General features: G+C 70.2%; 14 protein-coding genes and 2 pseudogenes. 4 read left to right on the top strand and 12 right to left on the bottom strand.

Features of this window, described 5'->3' with window-relative positions:
* Window positions 1-108: 108 nt before the first annotated feature.
* The 9 genes and pseudogenes from gatB to EEJ42_RS23255 all read right to left on the bottom strand — a co-directional run bounded on the left by gatB (window position 109) and on the right by EEJ42_RS23255 (window position 10,971).
* On the bottom strand, window positions 109-1,614 hold the full coding sequence (gatB, locus tag EEJ42_RS23295) for an Asp-tRNA(Asn)/Glu-tRNA(Gln) amidotransferase subunit GatB (protein WP_123102506.1): 1,506 nt from the start codon (window positions 1,612-1,614) through the stop codon (window positions 109-111).
* 14 nt (window positions 1,615-1,628) lie between these two features.
* Entirely contained in the window at window positions 1,629-1,868 is a 240-nt protein-coding gene (locus tag EEJ42_RS23290) for a hypothetical protein (protein ID WP_123102504.1), read from the bottom strand.
* Complete coding sequence (gatA, locus tag EEJ42_RS23285) at window positions 1,865-3,358, bottom strand: Asp-tRNA(Asn)/Glu-tRNA(Gln) amidotransferase subunit GatA (protein WP_123102502.1); 1,494 nt, start codon at window positions 3,356-3,358, stop codon at window positions 1,865-1,867. Before gatA ends, EEJ42_RS23290 begins: the two co-directional genes overlap by 4 nt.
* A 5-nt stretch (window positions 3,359-3,363) precedes the next feature.
* Window positions 3,364-3,660 (bottom strand): Asp-tRNA(Asn)/Glu-tRNA(Gln) amidotransferase subunit GatC, encoded by a 297-nt coding sequence (gene gatC / locus EEJ42_RS23280; RefSeq protein WP_009714835.1) that lies wholly within the window; start codon window positions 3,658-3,660, stop codon window positions 3,364-3,366.
* A gap of 214 nt (window positions 3,661-3,874) precedes the next feature.
* The gene (locus EEJ42_RS23275) at window positions 3,875-5,974 is read right to left on the bottom strand and encodes a putative bifunctional diguanylate cyclase/phosphodiesterase (protein ID WP_123102500.1); all 2,100 of its coding nucleotides are present in this window, start codon (window positions 5,972-5,974) and stop codon (window positions 3,875-3,877) included.
* Window positions 5,975-6,254: 280 nt separating this feature from the next.
* Entirely contained in the window at window positions 6,255-8,486 is a 2,232-nt protein-coding gene (gene ligA, locus EEJ42_RS23270; RefSeq protein WP_123102498.1) for an NAD-dependent DNA ligase LigA, read from the bottom strand.
* A gap of 16 nt (window positions 8,487-8,502) precedes the next feature.
* Entirely contained in the window at window positions 8,503-9,456 is a 954-nt protein-coding gene (locus tag EEJ42_RS23265) for a methionine synthase (protein WP_425472948.1), read from the bottom strand.
* Window positions 9,457-9,542: 86 nt separating this feature from the next.
* Window positions 9,543-10,281, bottom strand: a pseudogene (locus EEJ42_RS23260) (SDR family oxidoreductase).
* Between the two features lie 42 nt (window positions 10,282-10,323).
* Complete coding sequence (locus EEJ42_RS23255) at window positions 10,324-10,971, bottom strand: TetR/AcrR family transcriptional regulator (RefSeq protein WP_123102494.1); 648 nt, start codon at window positions 10,969-10,971, stop codon at window positions 10,324-10,326.
* Between the two features lie 136 nt (window positions 10,972-11,107).
* Here EEJ42_RS23255 and EEJ42_RS23250 point away from each other — a divergent pair, with 136 nt between their 5' ends.
* A complete protein-coding gene (locus EEJ42_RS23250) occupies window positions 11,108-11,725 on the top strand; it encodes an SRPBCC family protein (RefSeq protein ID WP_123102492.1) in 618 nt (205 codons plus the stop codon).
* Here EEJ42_RS23250 and EEJ42_RS23245 read toward each other — a convergent pair.
* Together EEJ42_RS23245 and EEJ42_RS23240 are read right to left on the bottom strand one after the other, a co-directional pair.
* Window positions 11,707-12,234, bottom strand: coding sequence for an LOG family protein (locus EEJ42_RS23245; protein WP_123102508.1), 528 nt, complete (start codon window positions 12,232-12,234; stop codon window positions 11,707-11,709). The genes EEJ42_RS23250 and EEJ42_RS23245 overlap by 19 nt on opposite strands.
* Before the next feature lie 10 nt (window positions 12,235-12,244).
* The gene (locus tag EEJ42_RS23240; protein ID WP_246097275.1) at window positions 12,245-12,541 is read right to left on the bottom strand and encodes a hypothetical protein; all 297 of its coding nucleotides are present in this window, start codon (window positions 12,539-12,541) and stop codon (window positions 12,245-12,247) included.
* 103 nt (window positions 12,542-12,644) lie between these two features.
* Here EEJ42_RS23240 and EEJ42_RS23235 point away from each other — a divergent pair, with 103 nt between their 5' ends.
* Both EEJ42_RS23235 and EEJ42_RS23230 read left to right on the top strand, forming a co-directional pair.
* Complete coding sequence (locus EEJ42_RS23235; RefSeq protein WP_184503219.1) at window positions 12,645-13,460, top strand: helix-turn-helix domain-containing protein; 816 nt, start codon at window positions 12,645-12,647, stop codon at window positions 13,458-13,460.
* Window positions 13,457-13,708, top strand: coding sequence for a DUF397 domain-containing protein (locus EEJ42_RS23230; RefSeq protein WP_123102486.1), 252 nt, complete (start codon window positions 13,457-13,459; stop codon window positions 13,706-13,708). Before EEJ42_RS23235 ends, EEJ42_RS23230 begins: the two co-directional genes overlap by 4 nt.
* On the opposite strand, the gene EEJ42_RS23225 is transcribed toward EEJ42_RS23230, so the two are convergent.
* The gene (locus EEJ42_RS23225) at window positions 13,674-14,567 is read right to left on the bottom strand and encodes an NAD(P)-dependent oxidoreductase (protein ID WP_123102485.1); all 894 of its coding nucleotides are present in this window, start codon (window positions 14,565-14,567) and stop codon (window positions 13,674-13,676) included. The two genes, EEJ42_RS23230 and EEJ42_RS23225, sit on opposite strands and share 35 nt — an antisense overlap.
* Before the next feature lie 139 nt (window positions 14,568-14,706).
* Between EEJ42_RS23225 and EEJ42_RS23220 the strand changes: the two are divergent.
* Window positions 14,707-15,057: pseudogene (locus EEJ42_RS23220) on the top strand (winged helix-turn-helix transcriptional regulator); the annotation flags it as partial.
* Window positions 15,058-15,260: the final 203 nt, after the last annotated feature.

Genomic DNA, 15,260 nt, shown 5'->3' with positions numbered 1-15,260 from the left:
CGCCCACCGAGCCGCACCCGGCAACGAGACCCAAGGGCCCCGCACACGCGACGGCGGCGGGGTGCGAACCGCGCACCCCGCCGCCGACCGCATCCAGCGGAAAGCGCCTTAGCCCTCGACGCCCAGCTTCTCCAGGATCAGCTCGCGCACCCGCGCCGCATCGGCCTGGCCACGCGTGGCCTTCATGACGGCACCGACCAGCGCACCGGCCGCGGCGACCTTGCCACCGCGGATCTTGTCGGCGATAGCCGCGTTGCCCGCGATCGCCTCGTCCACGGCCGTCCCCAGCGCACCCTCGTCCGAGACGACCTTCAGGCCGCGGGCGGCCACGACCTGATCCGGGTCGCCCTCACCCGCCAGCACGCCCTCGATCGTCTGGCGGGCCAGCTTGTCGTTGAGGGAGCCCTCGTCGACCAGGGCGCACACCCGGGCAACCTGGACGGGTGTGATGGGGAGGGCGGCGGGTTCGACGCCCTCCTCGTTGGCGCGGCGGGCCAGCTCGCCCATCCACCACTTGCGCGCCGCCCCGGCATCCGCACCCGCGTCGATCGTCGCGGTGATCAGCTCAATCGCGCCCGCGTTGAGGACGGACTGCATCTCGTGCTGCGAGATGCCCCACTCCTCCCGCAGCCGGGTGCGCCGCACCCGCGGCAGCTCCGGAAGCGTGGCGCGCAGCTCCTCGACCCACTCGCGCGAGGGGGCGACGGGCACGAGGTCCGGCTCGGGGAAGTACCGGTAGTCCTCGGCCTCCTCCTTGACCCGGCCGGACGTCGTGGAGCCGTCCTCCTCGTGGAAGTGACGGGTCTCCTGGATGATCGTCCCGCCATCGCTCAGCACCGCTGCATGGCGCTGGATCTCGAAGCGGGCGGCGCGCTCGACGGACCGCAGCGAGTTGACGTTCTTCGTCTCGGAGCGGGTGCCGAACTTGTCGGCGCCGTGCGGCCGCAGCGACAGGTTCACGTCGCACCGCATCTGACCCATCTCCATGCGCGCCTCGGAGACCCCGAGCGCCTTGATGAGCTCGCGCAGCTCGGCGACGTACGCCCGGGCGACCTCGGGGGCCTTCTCCCCGGCTCCGACGATCGGCTTGGTGACGATCTCGATGAGCGGGATCCCGGCCCGGTTGTAGTCCAGGAGGGAGTGCGAGGCGCCGTGGATGCGGCCCGTCGCGCCGCCGACGTGGGTGGACTTGCCGGTGTCCTCCTCCATGTGGGCGCGCTCGATCTCGACGCGGAAGATCTCGCCGTCGACCTCGACGTCCAGATAGCCGTTGAAGGCGATCGGCTCGTCGTACTGCGAGGTCTGGAAGTTCTTCGGCATGTCCGGATAGAAGTAGTTCTTCCGGGCGAAGCGGCACCATTCGGCGATCTCGCAGTTCAGCGCGAGGCCGATCTTGATGGCGGACTCGACGCCGGTCGCGTTGACGACGGGCAGCGAGCCGGGCAGGCCGAGGCAGGTGGGGCAGGTCTGCGAGTTGGCGTCGGCGCCCAGCGACGTCGAACACCCGCAGAACATCTTGGTCTTGGTGCCGAGTTCGACGTGGACCTCGAGCCCCATCACGGGCTCGTAGGCGGCCAGGGCGTCCTCGTACGACACCAGTTCAGTGACGGTCACGGAAAACTAACCTCTCAACCCGCGAGGACGTCGTCGTCGCCCATGCGCTTCAGCTCGCGGACGAGCAGGGCGACGCCGGTGGCGATGGCGGCGGCGGAGACCACCGCGTCGGCCAGCTGGAGCTTGTCCTTCTCGAAGCGGGCCTTCTTGGCCTGCTTGATCACGCTGACCGCGCCGAACAGCGAGGTCCCGATGGACAGGTAGGTGCCGGCCTTGGACTTCTTGAAGCCCTTGGCCTTCTTGATCGCGCTCATAGCGACGGTGCCTCCTCGATCAGCGGGTGGCCCCACCGTTCGGTGAGCGCGGCCTCGACCGCGGCACCGACCCGGTAGAGCCGGTCATCGGCCATGGCGGGAGCGATGATCTGCAATCCGACCGGCAGACCGTCCTCCGGCGCCAGACCGCAGGGCAGTGACATGGCCGCGTTCCCCGCCAGGTTCGCCGGAATCGTGCACAGGTCGGCGAGGTACATCGCCATCGGGTCGTCGGCGCGCTCGCCGATCGGGAAGGCGGTGGTCGGCGTGGTCGGCGAGACCAGCACGTCGACCTGCTCGAAGGCCTTCTCGAAGTCCCGGGTGATCAGGGTGCGGACCTTCTGCGCCGAGCCGTAGTACGCGTCGTAGTAGCCGGAGCTGAGCGCGTACGTACCGAGCATGATCCGGCGCTTGACCTCCGCGCCGAAGCCTTCGGCGCGGGTGAGTGCGGTGACCTCCTCGGCCGACTTCGAGCCGTCGTCGCCCACCCGCAGGCCGTAGCGCATGGCGTCGAAGCGGGCCAGGTTGGACGAGCACTCCGACGGCGCGATCAGGTAGTACGCGGCGAGCGCCTTGTCGAAGGACGGGCAGGAGATCTCCACGACCTCGGCGCCCAGCTCGCGCAGCAGCTCCACCGACTCCTCGAAGCGCTGCATGACGCCGGCCTGGTAGCCCTCGCCCGCGAACTCCTTGACCACGCCGACGCGCATGCCGCGCACGCTGCCGTTGCGGGCGGCCTCGACGACCGCCGGAACGGGGGCGTCGATGGAGGTCGAGTCGAGCGGGTCGTGCCCGGCGATCACCTCGTGCAGCAGCGCAGCGTCCAGCACGGTACGGGCGCAGGGGCCGCCCTGGTCGAGCGAGGACGAGAAGGCGACCATGCCGTACCGGGAGACCGCCCCGTACGTCGGCTTGACCCCGACCGTGCCGGTGACGGCGGCGGGCTGGCGGATGGAGCCGCCGGTGTCGGTGCCGATGGCCAGCGGGGCCTGGAACGACGCCAGGGAGGCGGAGGAGCCGCCTCCGGAGCCGCCGGGGATGCGGGTGAGGTCCCACGGGTTTCCGGTGGGCCCGTACGCGCTGTTCTCGGTCGAGGACCCCATGGCGAACTCGTCCATGTTGGTCTTGCCGAGGACGATGACGTCCGCGTCCCGCAGCCGCTGGGTCAGCGTCGCGTCGTACGGCGGAATCCACCCTTCGAGGATCTTGGAGCCGACGGTGGTCGGGATCCCCTTGGTGGTGAAGATGTCCTTGAGCGCGAGCGGAACCCCGGCCAGCGGGCCCAGCTCCTCGCCGCGCGCCCGCTTCTCGTCGACGGCGCGGGCCTGCGCGAGCGCGCCCTCGCGGTCCACGTGCAGGAAGGCGTGCACCTTCTCGTCGACGGCCTCGATACGGGCCAGATGGGCTTCGGTGACCTCGACGGCTGTCAGCTCGCCGGAAGCGACCTTGGCGGCGATCTCCGCGGCGGTGAGCCTGATCAGATCGGTCATGCGGGTCAGTCCTCCCCCAGGATCTGCGGCACCTTGAAACGCTGCTGCTCCTGGGCCGGGGCCCCGGACAGCGCCTGGTCCGGGGTCAGCGACGGACGGACCTCGTCCGGCCGCATGACGTTGGTCAGGGGCAGCGGGTGGGAGGTCGGCGGTACGTCTTGGTCGGCGACCTCGGAGACGCGGGCCACCGCGCCGATGATGTCGTCCAGCTGTCCGGCGAAGTGATCCAGCTCTTCGGCCTTCAGCTCCAGACGCGCCAGCCGTGCGAGGTGGGCAACCTCCTCGCGCGTGATGCCAGGCATGCAGCGATCCTCAGGGTGAGTGTGAAGTGTTTTCGGCCCAATCCTATGGCGCCCCCCACACTCGGCGCGAAACGCTTAGCGGTGGCGCGGGCCCCGGCTTTGTGCTTCCTGGGGTTTCGTTACCGGGTGCGGGCCGGTGGGTGGGTTGTGCCCACCCGTTCCTCCCCCAGCTACCGCTGGGAGGTGCCCCCGGGGAACGATTGCCCACAACTGGTTACGTAACCGGCTGATCCGCGTCCTTCTCCGCGGGAGCGGGAGCGGACGTGGACTCCTCACGCCGCCACCCGCTCTCCCCCCGGGCCCGCAGCCACGCCGTCGTCTCCTCCGGCGGCATCGCGGCGGCGACCAGCCACCCCTGCACCGCGTCACAGCCCAGATCCCGCAGCCGCTCCCACGTCTCGTCGTCCTCGACACCCTCCGCCACGACGAGCAGCCCCAGTGAATGCGCGAGATCGACCGTGCAGCGCACGATCTCCGCGTCCTCGTTGTCCACGGCGAGCCGGGCCACGAACGAGCGGTCGATCTTCAGCTCGCTCACCGGCAGCCGCCGCAGATGGACCAGGGACGAATACCCGGTGCCGAAGTCGTCCAGGGACATCTTCACCCCGTGCCCGGTGAGCCCGGCAAGGGTGTCGGCGGCCCGCTGCGGGTCCTCCAGCAGCACGTGCTCCGTTATCTCCAGCTGGAGCGCCCCGGCCGGGACCCCGTGCCGGGCGAGGCGCCCGGCGACGGCTCCGGCGAAGCCGGGGGTGTGCACATCGCGCGGCGAGACGTTGACGGCGACCGGCACCTCGAGACCGTCGGCGCGCCAGCGCGCGACCTGGCCGAGCGCGGTCTCCAGGACGTACTCGGTGAGCCGGGGCATCAGCCCGGAGCTCTCGGCCATGGAGATGAACTCGTCCGGCGGGACCTTCCCCCGGTCCGGGTGCACCCAGCGGACCAGCGCCTCCAGCCCGGCGACATGGCCGTCGAAGCCGACCTTGGGCTGGTAGTGCAGCTCGACGTCGCCCGCGTCCAGGGCGCGGCGCAGATCGCCGAGCAGGCCGAGCCGGTCGGGGGTGTTGCCGTCGCGCCGCGCCTCGTACAGCTCGACGCCGCTGCGGTCCCGCTTCGCCTGGTACATGGCGACGTCCGCGCGGCGCAGCAGCCCCTCGGCGTCGAGCGCGTGGTCGGGGTAGACGGCGACCCCGGCGCTGGCCTCCAGCACCAGGGTCAGCCCGTCCAGGTCGAGCGGGGAGCCGAGGTCGCCGACGAGGACGCGGGCGCTGCGCTGGGCGCTGGTGAGCGAGTCGGTGGTGGGCAGCAGTACGGCGAACTCGTCGCCGCCGAGCCGCGCGACCTCGGCCCCGCGGGGCAGCGCCAGCCGCAGCCGCTCGGCGATCTGGAGCAGCAGCCGGTCGCCCGCCAGGTGGCCGAGGGTGTCGTTGACCGAGCGGAAGCGGTCGAGGTCCAGCAGGACGAGGGCGGTGCGGGCCCCGGCCCGCTCGGCCTCGTCCAGCGCGGTCCAGGTGCGCTCCAGCAGCCACTGGCGGTTGGGCAGCCCGGTGAGCGGGTCGCGCAGCTGCTCCTCGGCCCGCACGCGGGCGATCCACAGCGTGGAGTCGAGGGCGACCAGCGGCACCGCGAACAGCGGGAGCAGCAGCGGGGTGTCCCCGGCGACGACGACGATGAGCGGGGCGATGCCGAGCAGCGCGATGCCGACGAGGGCCTGCCGGAAGAGGGCGGTGCGGGCGACGGTGGGAAGTCCTGCGCCGGGTGGGGCGAGGGAGTACCACAGCAGGGCGCGGGTCACCGTGAGGTAGACGAAGGCGGCGAGGACCGTCTGGGGGATGGCGGAGGCGTGCCAGGTGTCGGTGTGCCAGGGCTGTTCGACGGAGGGGGTGGTGCCGAAGGCGGCGAGGGTGAGGGCGGCCGCGCCGACGCCGAGGATGTCGACCGCGCCGTGCAGGGCCGCCTGCCGCCAGCGGTGCCGTCGGGCGGCGCCGACCAGGACCACCACGGCGAGGCTGACGAGCATGGCGGGCATCCAGCCGTACAGCAGCAGCGCGGCCAGGGTTAACGCGGCGCCCGATCCGGTGCCGCCCCACCAGCGGTCCCGGCCGAGGGCGACCAGATGGCCGACGATGATTCCGGTGAGGACCGCGAGCGACCAGCCCACGGTCCCGTCGGGAAAGAGCGCATGGCCCGCGTCGAGCACTCGGAATACTCCGATGCCGAGTGCGAAAGCGGCCATGGCGACCGCGGCGGCGGGCAACGCGGGCAGCAGAACCCGGCGCAGCCGCGACGCCGGTGCGGCGCTTTCGGTCGGTTTCATACCCGTCCCTCTCACAGCCGGCGGTGCCAGCGCCACGGCAGGCGCACACCTCAACAGTAGGCGGCAGAAGGGCATGGTGGGCGGCGATCGGCAGCGGTTGCCCGAATGCCGCCCGACGATCCATAACCTTCTGGTATGCGCTGTAAGGGTGATGCCCGCTGGCTGTGCCCGGGAAGTGCTCCCAGTCGTATTCCGGCCAGCTTTGCGGGGTCATGGCACCGAAGATGGCCGGACTACTGCGCCGGACGGGTGGTGGGACTACTCCTCGTGAGCGACTTGACTACCCCTCGGACTTCTCCTTGGTCTCCCCTGACTCTCCCTCGGACTCCTCCGGAGGTGTTACGGCGACCTCGCGGGCGGCGTCGGGGCCCTGTTCGAGGAGGACGGCAAATCCGTCGTCATCGAGCACGGGGACCTTCAACTGCATGGCCTTGTCGTACTTCGATCCGGGATTGTCGCCGACGACTACGAAATCAGTCTTTTTCGAAACAGAGCCGGTGACTTTCGCACCACGGTTCTGTAGCGCCTCCTTGGCACCGTCCCGGGTGTGCGATTCCAGCGTGCCCGTGACCACCACGGTCAGCCCCTTGAGCGGCAGCGGGCCCTCGTCCTCGCCCGCCTCCTCCTCCAGCCGCACCCCGGCGCGCCGCCACTTCTCCACGATCTCGCGGTGCCAGTCGACGGCGAACCACTGCTTCACCGAGGCGGCGATGATTCCGCCGACGCCCTCGGTGGCCGCCAGCTCCTCCTCGTCGGCCTCGGCGATCCGGTCCAGCGAACGGAATTCCCGGGCCAGCGCCGCGGCCGCGACCGGGCCGACATGACGGATCGAAAGGCCGGTGATGATCCGGGCCAGCGGGCGCTGCTTGGCGGCCTCGATATTGGCCAGCATCGCCAGGGCGTTCTTCTTCGCCTCGCCCTTCTGGGTGGCGAAGAAGGTGACGACCTTCTCCTCGCCCGACTCCGGATCGCGCTTGGGCAGCCCGCTGTCCGGGTCCACCACATACGACCGGATGGGCAACAGTTGTTCGATCTTCAGATCGAACAGATCGCCCTCGTCCCTCAGCGGCGGCTCGGCGGGCTCCAGCGGCTGGGTGAGGGCGGCCGCGGCGACATAACCGAGGTTCTCGATGTCCAGGGATTTCCGCCCCGCGAGATAGAAAATCCGCTCGCGCAGCTGCGCCGGGCAGGACCGGCTGTTGGGACACCGCAGATCGACATCGCCCTCCTTGGCGGGCTGGAGCGGGGTCCCGCACTCCGGGCACTCGGCGGGCATCACGAATTCGCGCTCGCTGCCGTCCCGCAGATCGGCGACCGGGCCCAGGATCTCCGGAATGACATCGCCCGCTTTACGCAGCACGACGGTGTCACCGATCAGCACACCTTTGGCCTTGACTACGTCCTGGTTGTGCAGTGTCGCGAATTCGACCTCCGAGCCCGCGACTGTGATCGGTTCAACCACCGCATAAGGCGTCACCCGCCCCGTGCGCCCCACACCCACCCGGATGTCGACAAGTTTGGTGTTGACCTCCTCGGGCGGGAACTTCCAGGCGATCGCCCAGCGCGGCGCCCGCGAGGTGGAGCCGAGCCGCCCCTGCAACGGGATCTCGTCCAGCTTGATGACCGCGCCGTCGATCTCGTGCTCCACCGAGTGGCGGTGCTCGCTGTCCCCGTAGTGCGCGATGTACTCCCGCACGCCCTCGATCGAGTCCACCACCTTGAAGTGGGCGGCGGTCGGCAGCCCCCACTCGTGCAGCAGCTCGTACGCCTGCGACAGCCGGTCGATGGCGAAGCCCTCGCGCGCGCCGATCCCGTGGACCACCATGTCCAGCGGACGGCTGGCGGTGACCTTCGGGTCCTTCTGGCGCAGCGAACCCGCCGCCGCGTTCCTCGGGTTGGCGAACGGCGGCTTCTCCGCCTCCACCAGCCGCGCGTTCAGCTCCTCGAACGCCTTGCGGGGCAGGAAGACCTCGCCGCGCACCTCCACCAGCGCCGGGACGCGGTCGCCCGTCAGCCGGTTGGGGATCTTGGCGATGGTGCGCACGTTGGGGGTGATGTCCTCGCCGGTGCGCCCGTCGCCACGGGTCGCGGCGCGGGTCAGCCGCCCGTGCTCATAGGTGAGGTTGACCGCGAGGCCGTCCACCTTCAGCTCGCACAGGAAGTGGTACGCGCCGGTGCCCAGCTCCTTGGCGATGCGGTCGGCCCAGGTCCCGAGCTCGTCGTCGTCGAACGCGTTGTCCAGGCTGAGCATCCGCTCCCGGTGCTCGACCTCGGTGAACTCCGTCTCGTACGCCCCCGCGACCTTCTGGGTGGGCGAATCGGGGGTCCGCAGCTCGGGGTGCTCCTCCTCCAGCGCCTCCAGTCTGCGCAGGAGCCTGTCGAACTCCGCGTCGCTGACGATCGGGGCGTCCTTCACGTAGTACCGGAAGCGGTGCTCCTCGACCTGCTCAGCGAGCTTGGCGTGCTCATCCCGTGCCTCCGTGGGCACCGTCGACTGCTGTTCGCCGGCCACCGTGTCGTCCTCCCAGTCACTCAGGGTTGTCCGCGAGCGATCTCGCCGCCCGGACACAGTGGGCCAGCGCGGCGCGCGCGTACGCGGGCGAAGCGCCCGCGAGCCCGCACGACGGCGTGATCACCACGGACTCCGCGAGAGTCCCCGGTGACAGCCCCAGCCTGCGCCACAGCGTCCTGACACCCCTGACGCTACCGGCAGGGTCCGACAACGGGGTGTCGATGCCGGGGACGGTGCCGACGAACAGCGACGTCCCGCCCTCCACGGCCTCCCCGATCGCCTCCTCCTCACGCTCCGTGAGCAGGGAGAAATCGAACGAGACCCCGCTCGCCCCCGCGCGCCGCAGCAGCCCGAACGGCACGTTCGGCGCGCACGAGTGCACCACCACCGGCGCCTGCGCCGCCGCCACCAGATCCCGCAGCGCGCCCTCCACCACGCTCCGGTCCACCGCGGCGTGGGTGCGGTAGCCGCTGGCGGTGCGGACGGTTCCGGTCAGCACCGCCGTCAGCGACGGCTCGTCCAGCTGGAGCACCACCTCGGCGCCGGGTACCCGGCGGCGCACCTCCGCCAGGTGGGCGCGCACGCCCTCGGCCAGCGAGGCCGTCAGATCGCGACAGGCGCCCGGGTCGCTCAGCGCGACCTCTCCGTTCCGCAGCTCCAGGCCCGCGGCCAGCGTCCACGGCCCGACGGCCGACACCTTGAGCGCCCCGCGGTGGCCCTGGGTGAACTCCTCCAGCGCGTCCAAGTCCTCCCCGAGCCAGGACCGCGCCCGCCGGGTGTCCCGCCCCGGCCGGTCGCTGATCCGCCAGCCGCTCGGCTCCACATGGGCGTACACCTCGACGAGCATCCCGGCGGTCCGCCCGATCATGTCCGCACCGGGCCCCCGTACGGGCAGCTCCGGCAGATACGGCAGCGCCTCCAGCGACCCGGTGACGGTCTTCGCGACCTCGCGCGCGTCGTCCCCGGGCATCGACCCGACCCCGGTCGCGGCCGCCGCGCCCCAGCTGTGCTTGTTGGTCTTCTCGCTCACCCCGAAAGCCTATGGGGTGACGGGCGTCAGCCGCGGGGGCGGACCTGGAGGTCGGTGATCTCCGCGTCGCGCGGGAGGTCGAGGGCGGTGAGGACGGTGGTCGCGACGGTCTCCGGGGCGATCCAGCGCTCCGCGTCGTACTCCTTGCCCTCCTGCTGGTGCACCTTCACCTGCATCGGCGTGGCCGTGCGGCCCGGGTAGACGGTCGTCACCCGCACGCCGTTGCCGCTCTCCTCCCAGCGCAGCGCGTCCGCGAGGGCCTTCAGCCCGTGTTTGCTGGCCGCGTACGCGCCCCACTGGGCGTTGGCGCGCAGGCCCGCGCCGGAGTTGACGAAGATGACGTGGCCCTGCCCCAGCCGGAGCTGCGGCAGGAGCAGCCGGGTCAGCTCGGCGGGTGCGACGAGGTTGGCGGCGAGCTGCCGGTTCCACGCCTTGGGGGTCAGCTCGCCGATCTCGCCGAGGTCGACCACGCCCGCGATGTGCAGCAGCGAGTCGAGCCGGTCGGGCAGCGACTGGTGGCTCAGCGCCCACGACAGCTTCTCCGGGTCCGCCAGGTCACCGACGACCGTACGCGCCCCCGGGANGCTTCTCCGGGTCCGCCAGGTCACCGACGACCGTACGCGCCCCCGGGAACCGCCCGGCCAGCTCCTTCGCCCGCCCGGCGTCCCGCGCCAGCAGCCACAGTTCGTCGCCCCGCTCGGCCAGCCGATCGGCGACCGCCGTGCCGATGCCCGAACCTGCCCCAGTGATCAGATGCGTTCCCATGCCCCCAGCTTGCCGCACCTTCTCCGGCCACAGGGAATCGCGTCAGCGCGCGAGCAGGTCGTCCAGTTCGGCCGCGAACAGCTCGGCGGGGTCGAGGCCCATCCCGTTGAAGTGGCCCGCGAGTTCCAGGGACAGCACGCCGTGCATCCGGGTCCAGAAGGCCAGGGCCCGGCGGAGCGCCGCGGGCGGGGCGGGATGGGGGTCCGCCCACTGGCGGTGCTCTTCGAGGTGGGCGTCGAGCCGTGTCGCGGGGGCGTCCGTCGGAGTTGCGGCAAAGGCGTCGAGCAGGGTCGCCATGATCTCGGACGCAATCGTGGTGACGTCGTCGGGCGCGTGGTAGCCGGGGACGGGCGTGCCGTAGACGAGGAAGTACCGCTGGGGGTCGGCCAGGGCCCAGGCGCGCAGGGCGTGCGCCACCGCGGTCACGTCGGCGCCGGGTTCGGCGGCGGCCTGGACGGTGTCGGCGAGGCTTCGGTATGCGTCCCTGATGAGGGCGGTGATCAGCTCGTCCCGCCCGGCGAAGTACCGGTAGAGCGCGGGGCCGCTCATGCCCATGTGCTTGGCGATCGCGTTGAGGGAGAGCGCGGACGCCCCCGCCGTGGCGATCTGCTCCCACGCGCGCTCCTTGATCTCCGCGCGCACCTGGGCGCGGTAGCGCTCGCGCGGGGTCTGTGCGCCGGGTTCCGCCATGATCTGCCGCCTCCCTGTCCACTACAACTTCAAGCGTGAGTTTGAGGTTATCACGAAGACTATTGACACTCCGATCGGCGTTACGTTAGAACTTCTTACGACAACGAGAGCACATAACCGAAAAGGGAGAGACCTCATGCCGAGCATGCGCCCGTTAGCGTTCGCGATCCCGCTCGCCGTCGCCGCCGCCACCCTCGGAGTGGCCGCCCCGTCCGCCCAGGCCACCCCCGGCGGTTCCTCCACGTGCCGTGGACAAGGCGTCGACCCCGCCGCGCAGATCCGCTACCGGACCGACACCGTGATCAAGGCGCCGCTGAGCACCATCTGGAAGCTCCAGACCGACGTGGAGCGCTGGCCTGCCTGGCAGGCGCCCGTCCTCACCATGAAGCGCCTCGACCCCGGCCCGCTGCGGAAGGGTTCGCAGTTCCGGTGGACCACACCGGCGCAGGCCACCCCCACCACGCCCGAAACCACCCTGACCATCACCTCGACCGTCCGCCAACTCCGGCGCGGCGACTGCATCCTGTGGAAGGGACCCGCGATCGGTGACGGGCTGCGCATCGACGAGGGCGTCCACCTCTGGAAGTTCACGAAGGTCAAGGGCGGCGTGCGCGTCCGCACCGAGGAGACGTGGACCGGCGACCAGGTCGAATCCAACGTCCCCATGGCGACCGAGGCCCTCGGCGCGGGTCTCGAACAGTGGCTACGTGACCTGAAGGCCACCGCCGAGGCGGATCAGACCGCCTCCAGGTAGGTCATCGCCTCCACGCCGTTCTCGGCGAAGTGCACCAACTCGCTGAGCGGGCGCGGCAGGAAGCCTTCCGCTTCCATCCGCTGGAACTGCTGCTTCAGCCCGTCGTAGAACCCCGCCGCGTTCAGCAGCACGACCGGCTTGATGTGCAGCCCGTGCTTCTTCAGCTCCAGGATCTCCGTCGCCTCGTCCAGCGTCCCGGTCCCGCCCACCATGATCACGACCGCGTCGGCCCGGGCGAGGAGCTGCGCCTTGCGCTCGGCGAGATCCTTGGTGACCACCATCTCGTCGGCGCCCTCCCGAGCCTTCGCGGCGAGGAACTCCACCGAGATCCCGACCAGCCGCCCGCCGTGCTCCTGCACCCCGTCGGCCATGACCTTCATCAGCCCGACGTCCGACCCACCCCACACCAGGGTGTGCCCGCCCTTGCCGATCAGCTCGGCGAACTCCCGGGCGGGGGCGGTGTAGCGGTCGTCGAGGTCGGCGGCGGAGCAGAAGACGCAGATGTTCATGGCCGTCACTCTACGAGCCGGGTCGGACACCTGCGTGGCTCCGCGCCACGCGGATCGCGTCGTGCAGCGCCTCGGCGAGGCGGGCGGAGAGGAAGCGGAACTCGCCGATCGGGACTTTGGGGTCGGCGAGCATCGCGCGGGCGTGGGTCAGCAGTTCGTCTCCGGTGGAGAGCTGCATGTCCTCGACCTCGTCCGCCAGGGCGGCCACGGGACCGTCGCCGTCGGTGGACAGATAGCAGGGGCGGCCGTCGGGAGTCGTCCAGGGTAGCAAGCGGAGACCGGTCGTTGGGGTGACTTCGCGTGACATGTGCCTACTGTCACAGGTCGCGTCTAGCCTGGTCACAGAATCGACGTAACCGTGCGTGATGGCGCCACGACGGTGCGATCTGTGCGATGGCGGAGGGGCAGCGTTGACCCAGCGGAAGAAGACGTCACCGGCCGCGAAGGTATTCGGGGCGCAGTCCCGCATGATGCGGGAGAGGCTCGGATGGACGATGAAGGACCTGGAGAAGCGGGTCCCTTACACCGAATCGATGATCGCCAAGGTGGAGCGTGGGGAGCGGGTGCCGAAGCCGCCGTATGTGGTGGCGGTGGATGAGGCGCTGGCCGCGCAGGGGTTACTCATGGAGGCAGCGAAGCTGCTGTGGGAGGACGGGCCACCGGCGTGGACGCAGGAGTATCGGGAGTTGCAGGCCGTGGCGCTGGCCCTGCACGTGTACTCGACCCACTTCCTGCATGGATTGCTCCAGACCGAGTCCTACGCGCGGGCGGTGCTGCATTCCGTACGCCCCAGCCTGGACGAGGAAGAGATCGAGGTCGCTGTCCAGACACGCTTGGCGACGCAGCAACTCTTGCACCGTAAGCCCGCCCCCAGGTTGGCCTTTGTGCTGGAGGAGGCTGTGTTGCGGAAGATGATCGGCGGTACGGAGGTATGGGAGGACCAACTGCGCCACCTGCTGAACTGCGCCGGGCTCCACAACCTTCAGCTCCAAGTCATGCCGAACTCCCGGGAGACCAACGCCGGGATCGAGGGCCCTTTCGTCCTGCTGGAAACCAGGGAGCACCAGACCATCGGCTACGTCGAGGGCCAGGAGGGTAGCTACTTCCTGCCGGACCCTGAAGACGTGAGCGTGCTCAACCACCGCTATGGCACGATCCAGTCGCAAGCCCTGGACCCCGAAGCATCGGTGGCCTTCATCAAGCGCATGTTGGCGGGAGACCAATGAGTAGCGAACTGACTTGGTTCAAGAGCAGCTACAGCGGCGGCCAAGGCGAAGCCTGCGTCGAAGTCGCCGTCGAATGGCGCAAGTCCAGCTACAGCGGCGGTGAAGGCCAGACATGCATCGAGGTCGCCGCGTGCCCTGACGCCGTACACGTCCGCGACTCCAAGGACACCGCGATACCGGCCCTCACCGTCACGCCAGCCGCCTGGTCGGCCTTCATCGGCTTCGCGGCCCGCGCATGCCGTCGATGATGCGGGTCCAACTGTCGGTGCCGTGACCGTCGTCGATGGCTCGGCGGTAGTACTCCTGCACGGCACCCGGGAGTGATGTGTCGACACCGGAGGACTTCGCTGTCGCGTAAATGTGGTCGGCGGTGGCGCCCATCATGATGGCGTTGGCGGCCTCTCCCGGGTGTTCGCCCGCGTCGATGCGCGCTCCGAGCTTCTCGACGCCGTCTGCGTCCATCATGACGGGGATCGCCTTGAACAGCTGCATGACCTCCGGCAGGAACACTTCCGCGGTGATGCCGGCGGAGCCGACGAGAGCTGTCGCGTGCATGAACCCGGCCAGCGTCGTCAGGAAGACGTCGAGATTGGCTTGGTACATCAGCTGGGCACGCCCCGGATCGTCGCCCAGGAACCGCGGCTCGCCGATGTGGGCGAGCGTGGTGCGATGGGCGCCGAAAGCCTCCGCGTCGCCGCTGTAGTACACGTACGACAGATCGGTGCCGACCATGGGCTCGGGCACCATCACCCCGCCCGCCACGAACGACGCTCCGTGCGAGGCCGCCCATGACGCCGCCTCGCGGGTCTTGTCGGGGGTGTCCGAGCTGAGATTGACCAACGTGCGCCCGGCAAGCGATCCCGTCGAGTCGCCGAGCACGTCCCACATGGCCTGATAGTCGGTCAGGCTGAGAATGACGAGCTTGCCGGCAGCCACCGCCTCGGACGGGGTGGCCGCGAGCTTCGCCCCCGCGGCAACGACGTCGTCGGCGCGGCTCCGCGTGCGGTTCCACACCGTGACCGGGTGCCCGGCCGCGATCAAGGTACGGACCATCGCCTGACCCATGGGCCCCAGACCGAGCACGGTGACAGGTGAAAGTGCGGGCATGAACGCATCCCCTCAAGTGTTCGAATATTGCTTGCCCATCACCTTCGCTGCCGCGACGATCACGCGGAAGTACCCACTAAATAGTGGGGTACGCACCCTTTGGTGCGTACCCCTCGCCGAGACGGAGCGAGGAACACTCATGGCACCCCGCAAGGGCCCTTACATCTGTGGAATCGACGCCGCGCTCGATGTCGTCAGCGGCAAATGGAAGGGCCTCGTCCTCTGGGAGTTGCACGACCACGGCACCCGCCGCTACGCCGAGTTGCGCCGTGCGCTGCACGGGGTCAGCGAGAAGATGCTCACGCAGCATCTGCGCCAGATGGAAGAGGACGGCCTCATCAGCCGCAAGGTCTACGCGGAGGTGCCGCCCCGGGTCGAATACTCTCTGACGGAGGCGGGCGCGGCGCTCAACGAAGCGCTGCAGCCGCTGGGTGAGTGGGGCCGTGGCCGGATACGCCGCGACGGGCTCGGCGTCGTCGACGAAGCCGACACGCGAACGCCGACGACCCCTGACCGGATGCCGGGCGCCCGTCGCCCGGTGGCGCGGCGGCAGGTGCCGGCGAGCCGACAGCCGGTGGGGCGGGGACCTACCAAAGAACCCTGGTAGAGAACTCCCACCCACCCGCCCGCCCAACTCATCACCCCATCGGGTGACTTGGGCGCGAATATGCCAAGGGCCAGGTTAGTCTCGCG

The organism is Streptomyces botrytidirepellens (assembly GCF_003721215.1).
Lineage (GTDB): Bacteria > Actinomycetota > Actinomycetes > Streptomycetales > Streptomycetaceae > Streptomyces > Streptomyces himastatinicus.
The sequence above is the reverse complement of the archived record's forward strand: the minus strand, read 5'-3'. Positions and strand labels throughout refer to the sequence as shown.

Coding starts and splice junctions, on each gene's coding strand:
- EEJ42_RS23290 (WP_123102504.1), bottom strand. CDS start 1,868: ATGAGCGCGATCAAGAAGGCCAAGGGCTTCAAGAAGTCCAAGGCCGGC.
- gatA (WP_123102502.1), bottom strand. CDS start 3,358: ATGACCGATCTGATCAGGCTCACCGCCGCGGAGATCGCCGCCAAGGTC.
- gatC (WP_009714835.1), bottom strand. CDS start 3,660: ATGCCTGGCATCACGCGCGAGGAGGTTGCCCACCTCGCACGGCTGGCG.
- EEJ42_RS23275 (WP_123102500.1), bottom strand. CDS start 5,974: ATGAAACCGACCGAAAGCGCCGCACCGGCGTCGCGGCTGCGCCGGGTT.
- EEJ42_RS23265 (WP_425472948.1), bottom strand. CDS start 9,456: ATGCCCGGGGACGACGCGCGCGAGGTCGCGAAGACCGTCACCGGGTCG.
- EEJ42_RS23255 (WP_123102494.1), bottom strand. CDS start 10,971: ATGGCGGAACCCGGCGCACAGACCCCGCGCGAGCGCTACCGCGCCCAG.
- EEJ42_RS23250 (WP_123102492.1), top strand. CDS start 11,108: ATGCCGAGCATGCGCCCGTTAGCGTTCGCGATCCCGCTCGCCGTCGCC.
- EEJ42_RS23245 (WP_123102508.1), bottom strand. CDS start 12,234: ATGAACATCTGCGTCTTCTGCTCCGCCGCCGACCTCGACGACCGCTAC.
- EEJ42_RS23240 (WP_246097275.1), bottom strand. CDS start 12,541: ATGTCACGCGAAGTCACCCCAACGACCGGTCTCCGCTTGCTACCCTGG.
- EEJ42_RS23230 (WP_123102486.1), top strand. CDS start 13,457: ATGAGTAGCGAACTGACTTGGTTCAAGAGCAGCTACAGCGGCGGCCAA.
- EEJ42_RS23225 (WP_123102485.1), bottom strand. CDS start 14,567: ATGCCCGCACTTTCACCTGTCACCGTGCTCGGTCTGGGGCCCATGGGT.